The 20359-nt window shown below is 72.3% G+C and carries 16 protein-coding genes; 3 read left to right on the top strand and 13 right to left on the bottom strand.

The genetic code is table 11. The annotated features are described in order from the left end of the window. Positions 1-117: 117 nt before the first annotated feature. Entirely contained in the window at positions 118-1065 is a 948-nt protein-coding gene (locus AB0I72_RS22635) for a WYL domain-containing protein (RefSeq protein WP_358571903.1), read from the top strand. Between the two features lie 164 nt (positions 1066-1229). Continuing rightward, positions 1230-2132, top strand: a complete 903-nt coding sequence (locus AB0I72_RS22640) for a hypothetical protein (RefSeq protein ID WP_358571905.1) — start codon at positions 1230-1232, stop codon at positions 2130-2132. Between the two features lie 150 nt (positions 2133-2282). Here the strand turns inward: AB0I72_RS22640 and AB0I72_RS22645 are convergent, their stop codons facing one another. The 11 genes from AB0I72_RS22645 to eccCa all read right to left on the bottom strand — a co-directional run bounded on the left by AB0I72_RS22645 (position 2283) and on the right by eccCa (position 16079). After that, complete coding sequence (locus tag AB0I72_RS22645; protein ID WP_358571907.1) at positions 2283-3212, bottom strand: AEC family transporter; 930 nt, start codon at positions 3210-3212, stop codon at positions 2283-2285. A 109-nt stretch (positions 3213-3321) separates the two neighbouring features. Beyond that, the gene (locus tag AB0I72_RS22650; RefSeq protein ID WP_358571909.1) at positions 3322-5184 is read right to left on the bottom strand and encodes a protein kinase; all 1863 of its coding nucleotides are present in this window, start codon (positions 5182-5184) and stop codon (positions 3322-3324) included. A gap of 74 nt (positions 5185-5258) precedes the next feature. Next, a complete protein-coding gene (locus AB0I72_RS22655; RefSeq protein WP_358571911.1) occupies positions 5259-5609 on the bottom strand; it encodes a hypothetical protein in 351 nt (116 codons plus the stop codon). Positions 5610-5623: 14 nt separating this feature from the next. Beyond that, on the bottom strand, positions 5624-5917 hold the full coding sequence (locus AB0I72_RS22660) for a WXG100 family type VII secretion target (RefSeq protein WP_358571913.1): 294 nt from the start codon (positions 5915-5917) through the stop codon (positions 5624-5626). Positions 5918-5953: 36 nt separating this feature from the next. After that, entirely contained in the window at positions 5954-6292 is a 339-nt protein-coding gene (locus tag AB0I72_RS22665; RefSeq protein WP_358571915.1) for a hypothetical protein, read from the bottom strand. Between the two features lie 194 nt (positions 6293-6486). After that, entirely contained in the window at positions 6487-7008 is a 522-nt protein-coding gene (locus tag AB0I72_RS22670) for a hypothetical protein (RefSeq protein WP_358571917.1), read from the bottom strand. Between the two features lie 53 nt (positions 7009-7061). Then, on the bottom strand, positions 7062-9725 hold the full coding sequence (locus AB0I72_RS22675; RefSeq protein ID WP_358571919.1) for a hypothetical protein: 2664 nt from the start codon (positions 9723-9725) through the stop codon (positions 7062-7064). 49 nt (positions 9726-9774) lie between these two features. Further along, positions 9775-10107 (bottom strand): hypothetical protein, encoded by a 333-nt coding sequence (locus AB0I72_RS22680; RefSeq protein ID WP_358571921.1) that lies wholly within the window; start codon positions 10105-10107, stop codon positions 9775-9777. A 258-nt stretch (positions 10108-10365) separates the two neighbouring features. Next, entirely contained in the window at positions 10366-10809 is a 444-nt protein-coding gene (locus tag AB0I72_RS22685) for a hypothetical protein (protein ID WP_358571923.1), read from the bottom strand. 51 nt (positions 10810-10860) lie between these two features. Then, positions 10861-12006 carry a hypothetical protein gene (locus AB0I72_RS22690; protein ID WP_358571925.1) on the bottom strand — a complete coding sequence of 382 codons (1146 nt, stop codon included), beginning with the start codon at positions 12004-12006 and terminating at the stop codon, positions 10861-10863. 161 nt (positions 12007-12167) lie between these two features. Beyond that, complete coding sequence (gene eccCa, locus AB0I72_RS22695; protein ID WP_358572036.1) at positions 12168-16079, bottom strand: type VII secretion protein EccCa; 3912 nt, start codon at positions 16077-16079, stop codon at positions 12168-12170. 275 nt (positions 16080-16354) lie between these two features. Here eccCa and eccD point away from each other — a divergent pair, with 275 nt between their 5' ends. Next, positions 16355-17695 carry a type VII secretion integral membrane protein EccD gene (gene eccD, locus AB0I72_RS22700; RefSeq protein ID WP_358572038.1) on the top strand — a complete coding sequence of 447 codons (1341 nt, stop codon included), beginning with the start codon at positions 16355-16357 and terminating at the stop codon, positions 17693-17695. A gap of 16 nt (positions 17696-17711) precedes the next feature. On the opposite strand, the gene AB0I72_RS22705 is transcribed toward eccD, so the two are convergent. Both AB0I72_RS22705 and AB0I72_RS22710 read right to left on the bottom strand, forming a co-directional pair. Beyond that, positions 17712-18140 carry a hypothetical protein gene (locus AB0I72_RS22705; protein WP_358572040.1) on the bottom strand — a complete coding sequence of 143 codons (429 nt, stop codon included), beginning with the start codon at positions 18138-18140 and terminating at the stop codon, positions 17712-17714. Positions 18141-18283: 143 nt separating this feature from the next. Then, positions 18284-20341, bottom strand: a complete 2058-nt coding sequence (locus AB0I72_RS22710; protein WP_358571927.1) for a protein kinase — start codon at positions 20339-20341, stop codon at positions 18284-18286. Positions 20342-20359: the final 18 nt, after the last annotated feature.

A 20359-nucleotide genomic window follows, 5' to 3' on the forward strand; every position in this document is an offset into this window, starting at 1 on the left:
GGAGGCCCGGGGCCGCCACGGTCGTGGGCGGTGGGACCCCTCGGTGGGGTCATGTCTCCATGGTGCCGACCGAAACCGGTCACCTCATGACCGGTTTCGTGTGAAAATGTTGTCGACATGCGAACCGACCGTCTGGTGGCCGTCCTCCTCCTGCTGCAACGGCGCGGGCAGGTGACAGCGGCAGAGGTCGCCCGAGAGCTGGAGGTCTCCGAGCGCACCGCCCGCCGCGACCTCGACGCCCTGGCCATGGCCGGGGTGCCCGTGTACTCCACGCAGGGCCGAGGCGGCGGCTGGCGCCTCGTGGGCGGCGCCCGCACCGACCTGTCCGGGTTGACCGCGAGTGAGGCCCGTGCCCTGTTCCTGGTCGCCGGCCCGGCCTCGGCTACGACGCCGACCGTCAAAGCGGCTCTGCGCAAGCTCGTCCAAGCCCTGCCCGAGCCCTTCCGGATGCAGGCCGAGGCGGCGGCGTCGTCGTTGGCCGTGGACCCGCGACGATGGGGGTCGAGTCGGGTCGAGCACCGACCGCCTCGCTTCCTCGACGAACTCCAGGACGCGGTGATCCGCGGCGTCCAGGTGCGGCTCGGCTACGTCGACCGCGAAGGCGCCGAAACCGGGAGAACCGTCCACCCGCTGGGCATCGTCGCCAAAGGGCCGTCGTGGTACCTCGTCTGCGACACCGAGGCCGGCCGGCGGACCTTCCGGATCGACCGCGTCTCGTCCGTCGACCCGACCGACGATCCCGTGCGCCGACCTCCGGACTTCGACCTCGCCGAGAGCTGGCGCGAGATCTCCGACGAGGTCGACCGCAGGCGAACGCCCCTGGAGATCCAGGCGGTATGCGCGCCCCACGGGATAGGCCTGCTCCGGATGGCGCTCGGCGATCGGCTCCAGGTGGGAGGTTCCACGACCGACGGCCGCGTCGAGGTCGTGATCCGCGGCCGCGACGAGTACGCGCTCGCCGGCGAGCTCGCCTGGATGGTCGAATGGCTCGAGGTGACCGGCCCCGCGGGTGTGCGAGACCACCTGGCCTCGATCGGCGACGCGCTCGTCGAGCGATACGGCTGAGACCCCCGCAGTGAGGGTAACGTGGGGTTCACGCTCTGTCAGGACGATGTCCGAAGATGGCCGGTGGGGTTCACTCGCCGTGGATCAGGGAAGGGTCTCGCCTCGTCTGGGCAGACCCCGTGCGAAGCCGACGATTCCGGTCACCGGCGCGACAGGAGGGCCTCATGCAGCCCGACGCCCACCCCGACCTCACCGCGGTCGCGGACGGCGTCGCCCTCCACGGACCCGGCGCTGGCGTGCTCGACCTCGCCGAGCGCGCCGTGGAGTTCTACGCCGCCCGGTACGGCGACCATCCGCCGCGTGTGCTCGCCGCCGAGGTCGCCCGCTGCCGCTCCCAGCTCATCGACGGCAGCGCGACCTCCACGGAGGTGCGCCGTGTCGTCGGGTGGCTGTCCGGTCTCCTGGGCAACCTCGCCCACCACACCGGCGACGTCCCCGCCTCGCTCATCCACTTCGGCACCGCGGCCAGGGTGGGGGAGGAGCTCGGCGAGCACCGGCTCGCGGGTTGGGCGCTGGGAGCCCAGTCGATGGTGGTCATGGCCCAGGACCGCCACCGTGAGGCGCTGGAGTTGGCGGACCAGGCGGAGGAGTTCGCGGACGACGCGTTGCGCCGAGCCCAGATCACCGCGTGGTGCCGACTCCGCCCGCTCGCCGCTCTGGGGGATCGGGCCCGGCTCGACGAGGCCGTCACGCTTGCTCGGCGGTACATGGACACCGCCGACCGTGAGGAGCCGGGCCGGTTCGGGTTCGACCGCGCCGAGTTCCACCAGCACCTGGCCGAGGCCCTCGTCCGACACGACCCGGTGGAGGCCGCGCGGCACGCGGAGACGTCGATCGGGTTGAAACGGGCGGGCTCGCCGGGGTGGGCCGCGGCGACGGCGATCCTCGCGCGAACACACGTGGCCAGGCGGGACGCCCTCGGCGCGACCGCACTGGGCATGAGCGTTCTGGAGACCGTCCCCGACGGGTGCCTGCGCGCGAACACCCGGACCAGGCTCCTCCGCTTGGTGGCGGACCTGGAGGGGCGGCACGGCGCCGCCGAGCTCGCGGACGCGCTCGGGACCTGACGGCGTCCCCGGGCCGAGCGCAGGTACACCAACGGGGTCCGCCCCCCAAGGGGGAGAGGGACGGACCCCGCCATTGGGGTATTCCCGGGCGGGCGTTGACCGACACATGACGCGCGGTCCCTTTCGGTCCCCCGGGGTCGCGGCGGCCGTTCACCCCAGCAGGAACGTGAGCGTGAACAGGACCGGGATGGTGAGGAAGGTGCTCAGCAGCACGACCTCGCGCGCCATCGCCTCCCCCGTGGCGTGCTGGACGGCGTAGGTGAAGATGTTCTGCGCGGTCGGCAGGGCGGCGAGCACGACCACGGCGAACAGCGCGCCGCCGTCCAGGCCGAACGCGAACGCGCCCACCGCCCACGCGACGAGGGGTTGCCCGAACGACTTGAGCGCCACCGCCACCAGGACGGGGCCGCGCTCCGGGCCGCGCCCGGGGAAGGCGCTTCCGTGCAGGGAGATCCCGAACGCCAGCAGCATGGCGGGGACCGCCATTCCGCCGACGAGGTCGAACGGTTCCATGAGCGGGGTGGGCGGGGTCCACCCCGACGCGGACACCAGGACACCGGTGAGCGACGCGATGACGATCGGGCTGCGCACCGGCGTGCCCAGCGCCCGGCGCAGGATCGGCACGACCCCGCGCACGTCCCCGGCGGACAGGTCCAGGACGGTGAGTCCCACGGGCGCCATCACGAGCAGCTGCATGAGGAGGATGGGGGCGACCAGGGAGGCGTCGCCCAGCACGTACGCGGAGATGGGGATGCCCAGGTTGCCCGCGTTCACGTAGCAGGCGGCCAGGGCGCCGATCGTGCCGCGGCCCAGGCCCCACCGCCGGACGGACGCCACGACGACGAACGCCAGGGCGACCACCAGGACGCTGGCCACGCTGGCCAGGACGGGGGTGGACACCAGGGAGGAGAGGTCGGCGCGGGCGAGGATGGTGAACATCAGCGCGGGGCTGGCCACGTAGAAGGCGAGTCGGGTGAGGACGTCCTTGGCGCCGGGGCCGAGGATGGGGATCCGTCCCAGCATGTACCCGATGACGACCACGCTGGTGATGACGCCGAACCCTACGATGACCCCGGACAATCCGCGCTCCTCGTGCGAAACCACGACACGGCCGGGCAAACGCTATCGGAGGCGGCACGGGCGCGACACGGCGCGGGTCACACCGGGGCGCGCCCACACCGGCGGCGGATCACTCCTCGGCGGCGTCCGGGCTCGGCGCCTCCGAGGGTTCGGCGTCCTGCTCCTCCTCGGCGGCTTCCTCCTCCTCGGCCGCGGCGGCCTCGGCGCGCGCGGCAGCGCGCCCCGTGCACACCTCCTCGGCGGCGGAGGCGGAACCGTCGACGGCGACCACGGTGAAGCAGTACTCGCCGTAGGTGTCGGCGGTGGTGATCTGCGCGGAGGTCACCCCGGCCCCGGTCCGGGCGAGGGTCACGGGTGCGTGGTTCTGGCGGCCGCCCACGACGAAGAAGGGCGCGGTGCCGCCGCTGTTGTCGGTCCAGCTGAGCCGCACGCCGTTGAGGGAGTCCTCCAGGAGCACGTTCGTGGGGGCGCCGACCGCTTCCGGGACGGTCGGTTCGACCGTCTCTCCCGTGTCGTCGCCGTCGCCGACCTGTTCGTCCGCTCCCGCGCTCGGTTCGGCGGCGGGCTCCTCGGGCCCGGCGGCCGAGAGGACCGGGGTCTGGGGGCCGACGGACGCGAAGGCCCCGGAGACGGAGGTGAGCAGGAGGATGCCGCACACGGTCGCGGCGAGGTGGAGGTGGCTGCGCCAGCGGACCTGGGTGGGGTCCGGCCGGTCGAGGTCCGCCCACTCGGGGGTGTCGTCCCGTCGTGGCGCGGGACCGTCGTCGGGCAGGCGACCGGACTCGGCCGTGCCGCTCCAGCCCTCGACGCGCGACCAGGCGAGCAGGGGCGAGATCTCCTCGCCGCGCAGCTTGGCCATCATGATCTCGGCGGTGCCGCCCGCGTCGGTGGCGGGCAGTCGGCTGCCGTGCTGGTCGTCGTCGGGGCCCGGACGCGGTTCGCCGCGCAGCCGCTGGGCGCCCTCCAGACGCGCGGCGGGCGGCTGCGCGGGTTCGCCGGGCTGGGGCTGCGGCCACAGCGGGGCGTTGGGCGGGATCGCCGCCGGATCGGCGACCGGCAGCACGGAGGTCGGGGGCGGCTGTGCCCCGCTGGGCGCCGAGTACGGACTGGCGGGCGCACCGGTCAGCGGCGTCTGGGCGCCGCTCGCCCCGGAAACGGTCGTCGCGGGCCGCGACGTGCGCGCCTGTTCGAACGCGGCGGCGAACTCCGCGGCGCTCTCGTGACGCTCGTCCGGGGACTTGGCCAGGGCACGCGTCAGCACACCCCGGAGCTTGCGGGAGACGTCCTGCCGCCCGACCGGCGGGGCGTCCTCGGTCAGCACCCGCCGTGCGTACGCCTGGGCGTCGAACGCCTCCTCGGACGCGAACGGGGTGCGGCCGACGAGCATCGTCCAGATCGTCGACGCGAGCTGGTACACGTCCGAGGCGGGAGTCCGCGGCTCGCCGCGCAGCGCCTCCGGGGGCGCGTGCAGGAACGACTCCGACCCGGGGGGCGGCGGGGGCACGGCCGCGCCGATCGGGTGAACGGAGCCGAAGCCCGTCAGAACCGGGGTACGGCCCGCCCTCAGGACATTGCCCGGACTGACATCGTTGTGCACCAGACCCCGACCGTGCATGGCGCCCAGGGCCGCCGCCGCGCTGCGGGCGACTGCGGCCGCCTCCTGGATGGGAGCCGGTCCTCTGCGCGCGAGCATGTCGGCGAAGGAACCGTCCGCGTAGAACGGCAGTACCACGAACAGCTCACCCTCGGCCGTGGCGCCCGCGTCCAGCAGCGGCACCACACCGGGCACACCGCTGAGGTCGCGCAGCCGGTCGAGCTCCGCGCGCCCCGGGGCGGCGGGCAGGACCTTGAGCACGACGTCGGCGCCACTGGTCGCACGCGTCGCACGCACGATCCTGGCGCGGCGCCCCTGGCGCAGCACCGCGGACGTCTCGTACCCGGGCGCCCAGGCGGCGTGTTCGGAGCCGGACAAGAGTGAGCGACCCCCTTGCGGTGTTCGTGGTGGAGGCCCCAGCGGTCAGGCGTGGGGGATGGTGACGCGGTGGGTCACGGACCTTCCGGCGGCGGCGGAGCCTCGAACACGGACTCCTGGATCATCTGCTGCCGGAAAGTGCCGAACCCACGTTCCTCGTTGACCTCCTGCTGGCGGCCGAACGCTCCGACGAGAGCGATGACCCCGCAGATCAGCGCGGTGAGGATGAGACCGCCGATGACCGCGGGCCACACCTGCTGCCGACGCCGCCAGTAGCGGCTGGACCCGTACAGCAGAGCCGACCGCAGCTGGCGGTGCCGCAGGGCGTCCGCCTGGAGGACGTACTTCTCCTCGTCGGGCGTGTAGTGGAACGCCTCGGGGAGGTGCGGGTCCGGATCCGGTGGGGGCGGTGTGGGGGAGGACATCGGCGATCAGCCTACTAGAACAGGCTGTCCAGGTAGCGGGTCAGGCGGGAGTACTTGTCGGCGGTGTCGCTGGTCGCGGCGATCATCTTCGAGAAGGCGGCGTTCACCTCGGCGAACTGGGAGTCGAACTCCTGGGCCTTGGCCTGGAACTGCGGGCTGCCGGAGCCCTCCCACTGGCTGACGGTGCTCTCGGACTGCTCGTTGATCTGGCTCATGATCGCGGTGAAGCGGGCCAGGTGCGCCTGTTGGTCGGAGGCCAGACCCTCCAGTTGGCCGACATTGCCGTAGACGTCGAACTGGTTACCCATGACTGCGCGCCTTTCTGCGGGGAAGGTGGGGGAGAGTTACGCGTTGACGGGGCGGGCGAGGCCACCGAGGTCATTCGCGGCCTGCGCGTGGTCGGCCGCGGAATCGGCGTCGGTGATGTTGAACTGCTGCTGGCCCTCGTTCAACTTGATTCCGTTCTGGCCGCACCAGGTCATGAGCTCGTCGAACCGTTCGGTGAGCGCGTTGCGGGCCTCACGGAAATCGTGCAGCGCCTGGCCCTGCAACGCGTCGCCGTCGTTGGACATGTCCTGGATGAGCTGGTTCATCTGGGTGCGGAGGCCATCGGCCTCCTGGCCGAGGTTTTCACCACCCGTCGAGAGTGCGTTGACATTTTCGAGACCAGCGTGCTGGGACATCTGAACCCTTCCTGGGGGGAGAGGAGCTGTACGGGGAGCCCGTCCTCCGCGGACACGGTGTTCATCATGGGGAGGAACACGGGAGGAGGGGAGATCACGGACGATAGTAAGGATCTCATCAGTGGGTCAATGCTCACGCACCCTTCGCGACCTCGCGGCCGGATTCGGCCACCGTGGTGGTATTCATCTCGGGTTCAGGGCCGTCCGTCGCCGCAGTCCACGTAGTCGATGACGCTCGCCTCGTACTCGTCGTGGGTGTCGAGGGTCTCCCAGTGCTCGTCCATGTATGCGTCGACGAAGTCCTCACCGGACACGGTCTCACCGCACCACGTGACGTCGTTGTGGTACAGGGCGTTGCCGAGGGCTCCGTCGAGATCTCCGAGGTGGCTGACCCCGCTGGTGTTCCACTCGTCCTTGTCCAGCTCGACGTGGTAGCCGTCGTCGTTCTCCTTGACGACGCGTGAGTCGAAGAGGTGTTCGCGCGTGCCCCCCGTGTTCCCGATGACCTCGTCCGGGTCGCCCTCGGCGAACATGCGGTCCAGCGTGCGCACCATGGCCTCGCGCTTGACCCAGGACCTGGAGACGTACTCCGAGGTCGGGTCCTCCTGCGGTGCGGCCCCCTCGTCGGTCGCGGGGGACGAGCACGCGGTCAGGGCGAGGCAGGCGAACAGAGTGGTGACCAGGAGGGCGGGCACACGGCTCTCGCGAAGGTTCAACGGGGCCTCCAGAGCGGGTCGGGGTGAGGTGCGTGTGGCGGTCGGGCGGTCCGTCATCCGTCGTTGGGCGAGGTTCCGAACGTCTCGAGGTCACCCTCGAAGTAGTCACGGGTCTCGTTGTAGGCGTCTCCGTACACTTCGGTGAAGTCCTCCACCCATGCGCGACCGGGGCCGGAGCGGTGGACGGGTTCCCCGGTGTGCGGGTCGGCGTAGGTGGCGCTGATACTGGCGGTGTCCATGATGTTGCTGATCGCGTCGTCCATCCCGGCGAGCTCGTCGTCCTCGTTGTCCGACCACTCGTTCGGGTCCTTCTCGAAACTCATGGTGACGGAGTGGTCGATGACGAAGTCGTTGGTGATGTCGGAGGCGCTGAGCACCCGGCCGTCCTGTTCGACGGTGAGAGCGCCGCCGGCGACCAGGGCTCTGAGGTCGGCGCGCTGGGTTTCGCCGTTGAGCGCGTCGGGACTGTTGTGCACGATGTAGTCCAGGGTCTCCACGCTGAAGTTGCGCTGGACCGACTCGTCGCTCGTGTAGGTGGGGAAGCGCGGGGAGATCTCGTACTCGCCGTCGACGACGGCGTTCACGATGCTCTCCTCGGCCAGCCCCATCCCCTTGGACACCGCCGCGCCGATGACCGGGATCTTCTCCGTCAGGCCGGTCGCCTCACTCACCACGAACTCGGTGATCTGCGTCCGGCGCTCGATCTGCTCGTCGAGGTCGGCGCCGCGGTTCTCCGACTCCAGGTACAGCGCTCGTTCCAGCAGGCCCTGGAGCTGTCCGGCGCCGCGGGCGGAGGTGGCCTCGTTCCCGCTCTCCAGGAAGGCGATGGACTCGATCTGCTGGTAGGCGTCCACCGAGTTGACCACGCGCCCGGCGGTCGCGTCGTTGCCCATCAGCAGCTGCATGTACATGGCGCGCTGGTCAGCACCCATGCGGACGTAGCTTCTGTCGTGTTCGAAGCTTCCGATGCCGTCCACCGCCTCGTCACCGTGGTCCAGGACGTCACCGTTGGCGAAGCTGTAGATGTGGGCGTCGAAGATGTCCGCGAGGCCGTCGGCGAGCTCGCCGTTGTACTGGGTGAAGGACGCGTCGGAGTACTCGTTGTCGCCCTCGGTCACGTCCACGCCGGTGTTGGTGAGTGCGTCGTGCATGTCGGGGTCGGTGATGGTCTCCATGAATCCGGCGAACGCGCGTCCGGCCCGGCTGACCTCCTGGTAGTCGTCGCTGGCCAGGTCCTCGTGCATCCAGTCGACGAGCTGGCGGGCGGTGGCGCCGTCGTCGTGCCACTCGTGGGTGAGCGTGCCCTCCAGCGCCCGCGTGCGCAGCTCGTCGTCCCCGTGGTCGACGCCCGGCTCCGGGTCGAGGTGGTTGCCGGTGAGCAGGTAGTAGTTGGCGTCCTCGTTGCGGCTGGCCACGTCGATGAGGTGCGACACCTGCTCGGAGTCGGGCAGCACCCCGTCGGGGTCGCTGGTGTCGCCCCAGGCGTCGAGGAAGGCGCCCGTGGCCAGGTGGAGGTTGGTGGACAGACCGTAGCCCCCCTCCATGCCCTCGTCCGTGTGCTGGAGGAGGGCGGAGAGCGCCCTCATGTCCATACCCATCGACACCGGGGTTCCGGGGAGCTTGTTCTCGGCGTCGGGGTTGATCCAGGGGCCCTCGACGGCGTGCCGGAAGCTTTCGGGCAGCCTGTCGTAGCCGCCGCCGATCCGGGGGTCGGAGAGGGCCAGCAGGCCGTCGCCCAGCGTGCCGAGGGCCTCCTCACGCTCCTCGTCGCTCATGCCGGACTCCGCCATGAGATCGGGGTAGACCATGATGCCCGCGCCGAGGCCGTCGTCCCGTCGGTAGGGGTCCTCCAGCTGGTCGTAGAACTCCTCCAGGAACGCGATCTCCTCGGAGGTGAGCCCGGTGCCGTTCCGCTGGTGCTGCCGGGCGCTCGTCCCGAGCATCGACATCACCAGCATGATCTCGTGGTAGCGGTCGTCCAGGGGCTTGTCGCCGCTCCAGTACGCGTTGAGCTCCTCGGCGAACTCCTCGGCGTTCTCCGGGGTGAGTTCGCCGTCCTCGATGAGGGAGGAGTAGCGGGAGGGGTCGAGGCTGAGGAAGGCCCAGCCGGCGTTGCCCGCCTCGATGAGCTTCTGGACGTTGACGGGGGTGGGGCCCTGTTCGAGCATCTCCCGGATCTCGGAGGCGCCGTCCTGGAGGTTCTGCCAGTTCGTCCGCTCACGGGTGTCGAGGTTGTCGCGGGTGGTCCTGAGCTCGTCGTAGAGCTCGCGGCACCTGATCTCGTCCCCGGCGCCCCAGTCCGTGAACCACCAGCCGTCCGCCTCGGGGTAGGAGGACGTGATGGTCTGCCCCTGGTACGTGCCGGGAACGGCGGACGCCTTCTCCGCACGGGTGTTCTCCCACGCGGTGATCTGGTCGTCGCGCTCGGTGCGGAAGGCGTCGATCGTGTCGGCCCACATCTCGGCGACCGAGGCCGCGTAGGTGACCGTGACCGCGGCGTCGCGCCAGTACTGCCGGTCCTCCTCGGAGAGGTCCTTGATGTCCCAGGCGACGAGGTCGGTGAACTGGGCGGCGGCGGAGTCGAAGCTGCCCCCGAGGTCGTCGGCGCGGCCGAGCACCCGGGCGTTGAGGATCTCCAGGTCGCTGGCGCAGGTCCGCATCGCGCTGGAGTCGTAGTCGATGGTGCGGGGGGAGAAGGAGAGGTCGAAGCTGGCCACGGTCTTCCTCGGGGTGAACGGGATGGGGGGTGAGGGGCGGGGGCCGGTGTCAGTCCGCGAAGTTGATGTCGCGGTGTGACTCCCAGGGGGTGTCGTACTCCTCCGCGCTCTCCAGGTCGTTGCGTGCGACCTCGGAGGCGCCGGCCTGGATGTTGTCGGCGAGGGAGAGGCCGTGCTGCTGGACGTCGACGATGTCCTGGCCGTACTCGTCCCTGTACTTGCGGAAGCCGGCCATGACGTCGGAGTGCCCGGCGCCCGCCTCGGCGTCCTCCATGAGGAGGTCGAACATGTCGGCCAGTCCGGCCATGGCGGCGGCGAGGGTCTGCGCGTACTCGCCGCCCTCCATCGCCTCGATCGGGTTGGCGCCCGCCTCTGAACTCATCGAGATTCCTCCGTGGGTGCGGGATGACGGGGAGGGCGGATCCCGCCCTCCCGGCATGGGGGCCGTCACGCCGGGGGAGCGGAACGGAACGGAGTCAGGGTCACGAGGTCGGATGCCTGGGAGAGGCGTGGGGTTTCGTCGTGCGCGAGGTGTTGGGAGACGTCACCGATGCCGGGAACGCGGCGTTCGCCGGGTGTTCACCGGGTGTTCACGACGGGACGGGGTTCTCAGCGCGGGAGGAGGGCGGCGGTCGCCCGGCTACGGCTGTGACGGGCCGACGGCCAGCTCCCAGATCCAGAGGACCATGGAGGTCAGCAGCGCGATGACGACCAGGGCGAGGGTGAGGAGGCGCTCCCAGGTCCAGGAGCCGTCGGCGTAGACGGCGGAGAGGAACGACACGCCGGTGGTGACCAGCCACGTGGTCGGCACGCTGAGAAGGCTGAGCGTCCGCGTCTGCCGGTGGTCGGCCCACTCCCGCCGCGGCCGGGGCGGCGCCGCGAGCATCAGCACCAGGAAGACCTGGTTCATCAGGGCGAACGCGAGCCCGAGCGCCGTGCTGTCGTAGAGGACCATGTTGGAGAGCGCCATGCCGTTCAGGAAGGCGAACATCCCGAGCACGCCCATGAGCCTGAGGCGGTAGGCGCCCCGGGATACGGCCGGTGGGTGGCCGCCCGGGTGGGGGGCGGGTCCGTTCTGGCGCACACCTTCTCCGTTCCGTCGTCGTGGGCCGCTCGCGGTGGTGCGGCCCGGCGGTCAGTCGGACGGACCGGCGCTCGGCGCGTCCTCCGGGGCCTCCGTGGCCCACCGGACGACGAGCGGGTACCCGTCCATGGACGCGTCGTGGAACCGGGGGAAGACCTCCTCCGTCCCGGTCACCTCGCCCTCCGCCAGGTCGACGCGGAACCACGCCTCCTCCGTCTGGAGCAGGAGCGCGTCGCGCTCGGGCGACGGCGTGTACTGGAGCACCGGGCCACCCTCCTCCAGCAGCCGCGTGGCCGTGAACGCCTGGCCCTCCACGGTCACCAGGTAGGCGCCGCCCGTCTGCCCGGTTCCGGTGGGGGCGGGGCCGAGCACGGCGGTGCCCTCGCCCCACACGAGGGCGTCGTCGTAGGTCTGCCACTGGCCCTCGGGGGTGGTGAGCGACGCGTTGACCACGCTCTCGTTGGTCCGCCGCACCACCAGGCTCTGGCCGGTCGCCCCGCCCAGCTGCGTGGTCTGGACGCTGTTGCGGATGTGCAGCTCGCCCGCCGGTGTGAGCGCCCAGTCGCTCGGGACCTGGTAGTCGCCCAGCGGGAGCGTGCCCTCCTGGTTGGGTGTGCCGCCGGGGGCGTCCAGGGGGACCGACATCACCCGCGGCGGCTGCCCGTCCTGCTCGTCGTCGGAGACGTACCAGAGCCGTTCGTCGTGGATGACCGGCCGCGACAACACCTCCCCCGGGGCCGCCGCGACCGACTCGACCGGCTGGTAGCTGATCCGCTCCGGCGCCTCGCCCTCCTCGTCGGCGGCCTCCGCGACCCCCGTCGACGCGACGTCCTCGGGGTCGGTGAGCGCGGCGATGGTGATCGTCGACGGCTCGGCGGTGGCGTAGGCGAAGAACTGCCAGTCCGCGGAGAACTGGGAGTGCACCGGCAGGGACGACGCCATGGGGTCCACCGCACCCTCGGGCAGGCCGAGTTCGTGCACGGGCTGGCCGGTCGCCGGGTCGTGGAACACCAGGACCTGGTCGGTCTCCGGGTCCGCGCCCTCGTATCCGCGGTGCAGCAGCGCGAGTCCCGTGAGTCCCTGCTCGGCGATGTCCTCCACCGTCTCCGGCGAGTCGTCCGAGCTTGCCGACGAACTGTCGCAGGCGGTGACGGCCACCAGGCACGCGGCCGACATGAGGGCGAGGGAACGCCGCACGAATCTGCCTTTCGGGGGAGGGAACGGTGGAGTTGTCACAAGTGGGACCAACCCGGACTTCCTATGGTTCCACCTCCCCGGGGTGGTGTGGGCGCCGCGACCGGAGTCGGCCACGCGCGACGGGCGGGCCCGAGGTGAAGCGGAGGACCAGGGGACCCAGCCTAGGCCGGAGGCTCGCTCCAACCGACCTGCACCAGGTCGGGCCGCTTGCCGCGCAGCGCCAGCTGCGCACGGCCCTGGGGCAGCGACGTGGAGGCCACGCCGTTGGCCAGGCGCCCCTCCATCCGGTCGCCCGAGAACAGCAGGCCCGGCGTGGCCATGTCGTTCAGCGCCTGGAGCACCGGCTCGAACATCGCCCGCGCCGTACCGCCCGTGCGCCGGGCCGCGATGACGTGCAGGCCCAGGTCGGCGCCCTGCGGGATGTACGGCGCCAGCGGCGCGAGCGGATTGCTGCGCGAGGCGATCATGTCCATGTCGTCGACCACGATGTACAGGTCCAGGCCCTTCCACCAGCTGCGCTCCCGCAGCTGCTTCGGGGTCACGTCCGGTCCCGGCAGACGCTGCTTCAGCGACCCCGCCAGGTTGTCCGCGACGGCCTTGGTCTGCTCCGCCGTGGTGCAGTACGCCAGCAGGTGGTCCTCCGGCACCAGCTCCAGGTGCGAGCGCCGGAAGTCCACCATGACGATGCCCAGCTCCGTGGCCGGGCGCCGCGCGATCTGCTTGACCAGCCCGCGCAGCAGCGTCGACTTACCGGTCTGCGGGTCGCCGAACACCACCAGGTGCGGGTCCCGGTCGAGGTGGGTCGTGACCGGGGCGAGCGAGCTCTCCGCCATGCCCAGCACCAGTTCGCGCATCCGACCCGTGCCGCCCTTGCGTCCCTTGAGCAGCTCGTCGAGCTCCACCCGCTGGGGCAGCGTCCGGACGCCCTGCACCGCCTTCTGCGGCCAGCGCTCCCGGACCCGCTTGATCAGGTCGCGGATCCCGTCGGTCACGTCCTCGTCGTTGGCCACGGCGTCCACACGGGGCAGCGCCACGTGCGTGTGGTGCTCCTCCGAGGTCAGACCGCGGCCCGGCGTGTCCTTCGGGATCTCCTCGGCGACCTTGCGCCCGATCCCCGAGTCCATCGGGTCGCTGAGCCGCAGCTCGAAGCGTCCCCCGAACAGCGCCTGCAACCGGGACCTGATCTGCGACGACGCCGCGCCCGTCAGGATCGTGTGCACGCCCAGGGACGGCCCCCGGGTCGCGATGTCCATGAGGAAGTCGTCGGCGGCGTCGAAGGAGTCCCGGACCGCCGACCACCCGTCGACGATGAGGAACAGGTCGCCGACCACGCTCGCGGGCAGCTTCCCCTCGGCGCGCGCCTGGCGCAGCGCCGCCGGGGAGTCCAGCTTGTGCTTGCGGAACACCCGCTGGCGCCGGTCCAGGTGCCCCGACACGTCGGTGAGGATCCGCTGCACCCGCTCGGGGTCGGCCCGGCCCGCCACACCCGCGACGTGCGGCAGCTCGTCCATCGCCTGGAGCGCGCCGCCGCCGAAGTCGATCGCGTACACCCCGACCCGGCCGGGCGGGTACCGCCACGCCAGGCTGGCGATGATCGTCCGGAGCAGCGTCGACTTGCCGGACTGGGGCCCGCCCAGGATGACGATGTTGCCCTCGCCGCCGGTGAAGTCCAGCTCCGCCGGGATCACCCGCTGCTCGCGCGGGATGTCGGTGAGGCCGATGACCGCCCTGGCCTCGGCCGGGTCCGGCTCGGTTCCCTCGCCCTCCAGGTCGTCGGCCTCCCCGAGGTCGGCCAGCACCGTGTCGAGGGTGAGCAGCTCCGGCAGCGGCGGCAGCCACACCGGCCGCACGCGTTCGGCGCCCGAGGCCACCAGCCGGTCCACGGTCACCTGGAGGGTCGTCCGCTTCTCCTGCCTGGGCCGCTTCTCCTCCTCCTTGGCCTTGATCGAGCCCACGAGCGAGTCCACCAGCGAACCCGTGCCCGTCACCTTCGCCAGGCCGTTGTAGGACAGCAGCGGCAGGACCGGTTCGTGCTCGTCCCTCTCCTCCCGCTGGGGCGGTTCGTAGGGCTGGGAGACCATGGCGGCCTTGAACCGCTCGAAGACGGAGGTGTCCACCTTGAGGTAGCCGGAGCCTGGCTCGGGCGGCAGGTGGTAGGCGTCGCCGACCCCGATCGCCTCCCGGCTCTCCGCCTCGGAGAACGTCCGCAGGCCGACCCGGTAGGACAGGTGGGACTCCAGGCCCTTGATCTTGCCCGACTCCAGGCGCTGGGTGGCCAGCAGCAGGTGCACGCCGATCGACCGGCCGATCCGGCCGATCGCCACGAACAGCTCCGCGAAGTCCGGGTGGGCGGTCAGCAGCTCGGAGAACTCGTCGATGATGATGAGCAGGTGCGGCAGCGGCTCCAGCCCGGGGTCGGTCTCGCGCGCCGCCTCGTAGGCGTGCAGGTTGGGCAGGTTGCCCGCGTTCTTCAGGATCTGCTGGCGCCGGACCAGCTCGCCGAAGGTCGCCTCCCGGAACCGCATGACCAGACCGTCGTCGTCGGCGAGGTTGGTGATGAGCCCGGCGCTGTGCGGCAGCCGGTCGGTGTCCGCGAACGTCGCGCCGCCCTTGAAGTCCACCAGCAGCAGCGCCAGGTTCTCCGGCGCGTGGTTGATGACCAGCGAGGCCACCATCGTCCGCAGCATCTCCGACTTGCCCGAACCGGTCGCGCCGACCACCAGGCCGTGCGGCCCCATGCCGCCGAACGCCGACTCCTTCAGGTCCAGCAGCACCGTGTTGCCGCTCGGCCCGATCCCGATCGGCACCCGCAGGTAGTCGCCGGTGCTGCGCTTGCGCCACGTCCGCCGCGTGTCCAGCTGCGCGACGTCGGGCACGCCGAGGATCTCCGGCAGCCCGACGGTCTCGTGCATGGCGTCGTCCGAGTCGGTCACCGCGATCCCGTACGGGGCGAGGGAGCGCGCCAGGTGCGTCAGGTGGGCGACGCTCGCCCGGTCGGCCCGGCCCCCGATCGGGGTGTGCGACGGCTCCTCGGCAGCGCCCGGGTTCTCGGTGTCCTCGGTGAGGTTCCCGTCGGCGTCGACCGTCAGCCGCAGGTCGACGGCCTCCGGCTCCTCGCGCCGGTCGGCCACCAGGGCGATGACGTGGATGCCCAGGTCGGACAGGGAGGTCACGGGCGGTTCGGCGTGCAGGCCGGACAGCGTCGACTGGTGTTCGCCGTCGAGCACCACGACCAGCCGCTGCGTGCCCGGGCCCGGCGGCTTGCCGCGGCGCCGTTGGAGGTCGACCGTGCGGCGTTCGATCTCCTCGGACAGCAGCTCGGCGATCTGCACGGTGTTCCCGGCCACCAGTCGGGCGGGCATCGGGCCGTCCTTGGCCTCGTCGAAGGTGTTGTGCGGCAGCCACTTGAGCCACTCCCACCACGGGCGCAGCTTCTGGTCGCGGACCACGCCGATCCGCAGGTCGTGCGGCGAGTGGAAGGTCGCCAACTGCGCGATCATCGCCCGCGCCAGCCCGCGCCCGGCCTCGCGGTCGCCGACGACCGACACCACGCCGTACTCGCGCAGCGGGACGACCAGCGGCATCTCCGGCACGTCCCCGTACAGCTCGATGAGCTGGTCGGCGGCCCCCTGGCAGACGGGGTCGTAGACGATGAGCGGGTTGGAGTTGTCCACCCGGAGCTTCAGCGCGCGGGCCAGCGGTCGGGTCCCCGAACCCGCGCGCACGTCCAGGAAGTCGGGGTCGGCGGCTCGCCGCTCCCACCTCCGGGCCCGCGAGCGCGCCGGTTCGGTCAGCAGCTCCGGGTCGGGATGGCGGAACGCGTTGTCGGCGCGCTGCGTGGCGGCCACGTCCCGGACGATCTCGCGCAGCTGGTCGAGGTAGTCGACGTAGCGTTCCCGCTGTTCCCGGATGCGCTTGCGCGGCCCGTTGTGCTGGGCGACGAACATGATGATGCCGACGACGACGCTGGCCATCATGATCATGACGCCCGCCACCGCCATCAGGGGGCGGTGGCCCATGGTGATGGACATCAGCAGCGAACCGGAACCGGTGATGATCGGCATGATGATCATCGCGCCCGAACTGGAGGCGGGAGGGTTCTCCGGCATCTGCGGCGGGGTCGCGATGACCAGGGGGGTGTTTCCCGGGGCAGTCGGGACGCTGCGGGCGGGGCGGGGGACCGGTCTCGTCGCCACAGTGATCTCTTTCCGTCCACCTGCGGGGGTTGGGTGCCTGGGTGACTACGCTAGGAATGATCTCGCGAACACTGCGAATCGCCTAATTCGCGTCGGTCTGTACCCCCCGAGCGGAGACGACCCCCGAAGACGACGGCAAGGGAATCATGGGTGTGAGTGGATACTGCCGGGTCACCGTCACAGGACCGGACCGCTGGGCCGACCTGGCACTGCCCGGCAGCGTGCCCGTGGCGACGCTGATGCCGCGCATCGTGGAGGTGTGCGCGCCCCGGGAGGAGGGCACCGAACCCGCCCACTGGTCCCTGACCACCGTCGACGGTTCCCCGGTGCGGTTGGAGGAACCGCTGGAGAGCGCCGGGGTCCACGACGGCGACGTCCTCATGCTCGACCGGCGCACGGCGCCCAGCCGGCCGGCGCACGTGGACGACGTGCGCGGAGCCGTGGAGGACCGGGTCGACGAGACCGCCCGGATCTGGAACCCGACGACGACGCTCTCCTTCGGCCTCCTCGTGGCCGGAATCGGCCCCTTGGCGATGCTGGTGTTGATGATGTGGCTGCGCCCGTCGGCCGGTCACCTGGGTGTGGCGAGCGTCGGCACGCTCTTCGCGATCGCGGCCATGCTCCTCGCGGCCCGACGCCCGCTGCCCGCCGTCGCCCACGTCCTTTTCGCCACGGCGTGCGCCTGGGGCGCGTTGACCGCCGTGCTCGCGGCGGGGCTGGTGGCCGACGTCGGCGTCCTGGTGATGTCGGCGTTCGCCCTGACCGGCGCGCTCCTGGTGGCCGGGGTCGGTTGGGCGCTGCACGAGACGGGCCTGGCCTACATCGCCGCGCTGGGCGTGATCGCGGTGACGGCGGCGGTGCTGGTGGGCGTCGGCGTGTTCGTGGACCCGGTGCAGGGTGTCCGCGCGATGGGGCTCGCCCTGACCCTGTGCGTCGGGGCCCTTCCGCGGGTGGCCATGGTGATGGGCGGGCTCTCGGGACTCGACTACGAGGTGGGGCGTTCGGGCCAGGTCGCCACGGAGCGGTTCGAGGACACCTTCACCAACAGCGACCGGATGCTGCTGGGCCTCGTGCTGGGCTCCGCGCTGAGCGGCGGGGCGGTCACGGTGCTGCTGGCCTTCATGGCCGGGGGACTGCCGGACCTGCTCCTGGGCGGTCTGCTGTCGGTGCTGCTGGTGATGCGTTCGCGGCTGTTCGACCGGATCCGGCACGTGCTGCCGCTGCGGCTCGCGGGTGTGCTGGGCCTCGGGGCCACGGGCGTGGCGGCGATCGGGGAGTACCCGGCGCTGGGCCCGTGGCTGCCGGTGGCGGTGCTGTTGGCGGGCATGGTCCTGGGCGTGCTGAGCTGGGTGCGCCTGACCGACGTGCCGCGCGCGTCCCTGCGCCGCCTGCTCAACTGGACCGAGGTGCTGGTCATCATCGCGATGTGCGCGGTCTTCGCCTGGGGGATGGGTCTGTTCGCGTTCGTCGCGCGGATGTCCGGCGTCGAGTGACCGGGGCGCGTGCGGTTCACGCGTGTGCGGTCTCCTCCCCGTCGGCCTCACAGGAGCACTCCGAGCACGCGAAGGCCGCCGAACCCCGCAGCGCCCGCACGCCCGCGCGGCGCCGCCGACGACGGGCCTCCCTGAGGGAGACCCCCACGATCCGGGTGGCCGTGACCGCCGCGATGACCGCGAGCGGCACGACGAGCATGGCCACGGGCTGGCGGATGGGGCGGTAGTCGGCGCCCGCGCCGTCGAGGACGATGAAACCGGCGGGCCGTACCCGCGCCAACCCCGCGCCCCCGGCCCCGTCGGCGCCCGGGATCCGACTCGATCCGCCGCCCATCGTGCTCAGGGCGCTGACCCGCGCGACCGGCACGACCGTGGTCGCCCCCGACGCCACCGGCTCGCCGAACACGGTGGCGGCCCTGGCCGCGCCGCCGGTGCGCTCCACCATGTGCGTGAGCGCGTCCAGCGCGGGGCTGGGACGGCGGCCGGGGACGGCGCCCTCGGCGCGTCGGGCACGTCGGATCGCGGATCTCAGCATGGTCCTGCTCCCTCGCCTGGCGGACACGGATCTCCACGCTACCGCCCGCCTCGTCAGAACAGCGGGTCGCCGGGCTCCAGCGTCTCCGGATCGACGATCACCACCCGGCGGTCGGCGGTGACGGCGGCCAGGACCTCGCCCTCCGGGTGCACCGCGATCCGCCGGAAGTCCACCGCGCCGTCGCGGTCGGCGAGATCCTCCCCGGACGCCATGTCCCACACGTGGCCCATGGCGCGGTTCGCCCCCTCCGCGTCGGCGTAGGACTCCCAGCTCGCGTACACCCGCCCCCGCCCCACGGTGACGTCGACCAGCGAGGCGTCGTCGGGGAGCCCAGCCGGTTCGAAGGAGCCCAACGCGGCGCGGGTGGTGTAGTCGACCCACACCAGCCCCCGCCGGTCGTCGTGCACCAGCTCCTCACGTCCGGGGACCACGGCGAACCGCGAGGACACGGCCCCGCGCACGGTGTACGGCTCCTCGCCCGTGTCGACGTCCCACAGCGAGACGACCCCCGACTGGACCGTGGCGACGCGGTCGGGACCGGCGAACTCCATCTCCGCCACCTGGTGGGGCGCCACCGACCCCGCCGCCTCGCCCGTCGTCAGATCGACGAGCCCCACGCTGTCCTCGCCCAGGTCAGCCGTCACCGCCACCGCGAGCAGGTCCCCGTCGGGGCTGAACGCGATGTCGCGCGCGTCGCGCGGTCGGGTCGGCCACACCCCGCCGGTCTCCTCCGGGCCGACCTGCGGTCCCAGGTGCTCGGTGGTCGTGCCGGACGGCAGGTCGAAGACGTGCGCGACCGACACCGTGCCGTCGACCGCCTCGTACTCGACGGGGACGGACGCGGCCACCGCGCACCCCGTCGGCGCGAACACGGGGTCGGACGCGTAGTCGACCGTGCCGGACGGGCGGGCGATCTCCTCCCGTTCCCGCCAGTCCCACACCATCAGCCCGTACCCCAGGGTGGTCACGGCCAACGCGTCGCCGTCCGGGCTGAACGCCAGGCCGATCGGGTGCGCCCCGGCCCCGTCGGGCTCCGACTCCGGCGCCGGGTAGCCGGTGCCGTCCAGGCAGCCCGCGTCGGTGATCAACCCCTCGGCGCCGCCTCCTCCCCCGGCGTCGTTCCCGCCGCCCTCCTCGGCGGGAGCGTCCCGCGGCCAGTCGTACGCCCAGGCCGCGGCCGAACCCGCCACCAGGGCGAGCGCCAGTCCCGTGGCCGCCAGGAGTCGGCCCCGGCGTCGTCGCGCTCGGGCGCCGTCCGCGCCACCGCCCCCGTCGCGCGCGCCGGGGCCCGGCGCCCCCTCGCCGTCGGGGCCGAGGGCCGACCGCTGCCGCGCCGCCGTGGCCTCGATCGCGGCCCGCACCTCCGGCGGCCACGGATCCGGGGCGGCGGGACCGCCGAGCATCCGCACCAGGTCCGCGGCGCTGGGACGCAGGGCGGGGTGGCGCTTCAGGCACGCGTCGACCAGCCCGCGCAGCTGTAGCGGGATCCGGGGCAGTCCGCGCGGCCCCTCGACCCCGCTGGCCGCGAAGCACAGCGTCGCCGCCCACGACAGCACGTCCGCGGCCGGTCCCGCCCCGCCCTCCGGCGCCGCGAACGCCGGGTGCGGCGCGCGTTCGGCTCCGTCGCGCGCCAGCCACTCCAACCCGGGGTCGGCCAGCACCGCCGACTCCCGCGTCAGCAGCACCCCGTCCGGCCACAGCGACCCGTGCGCGCGGTCGGACGCGTGCAGGTCCGCCAACCCCTGGGCGAGCGCGAGCGCGAGCGGGACCAACGCGTCCGCCGACAGCGGCCCGTGCTCGCGCACCAGGTGGGCCAGGCTCGGCCCGAGCGGGCGGGCGACGGCCACCCACGGCACCGCGCCCTCCAGGTCCGCGTTCCACACGGCGCACACGTGGGGGCCGGTCGCGTCGAGCGCCGACACCACCCGTTGGGCGAAGGCCGCCCGGAAGTCGGGGTCGGTGGCGTGCCCGGAGCGCGCCACCTTGACGGCGACGGGGTCCCCGCCACCGCCCGAACCGAGGTAGACGCGGGTGAACGCCTCCTCGCCCAACCGCCGGTGGAGGCGGTAGGGGCCGACGGACGGCGGGTCGTGGGGGTGGAGCGGGAGCATGGGGCCTTCCCGTGGGGT

Source organism: Nocardiopsis sp. NPDC049922 (assembly GCF_040660275.1).
Taxonomy (GTDB): domain Bacteria; phylum Actinomycetota; class Actinomycetes; order Streptosporangiales; family Streptosporangiaceae; genus Nocardiopsis.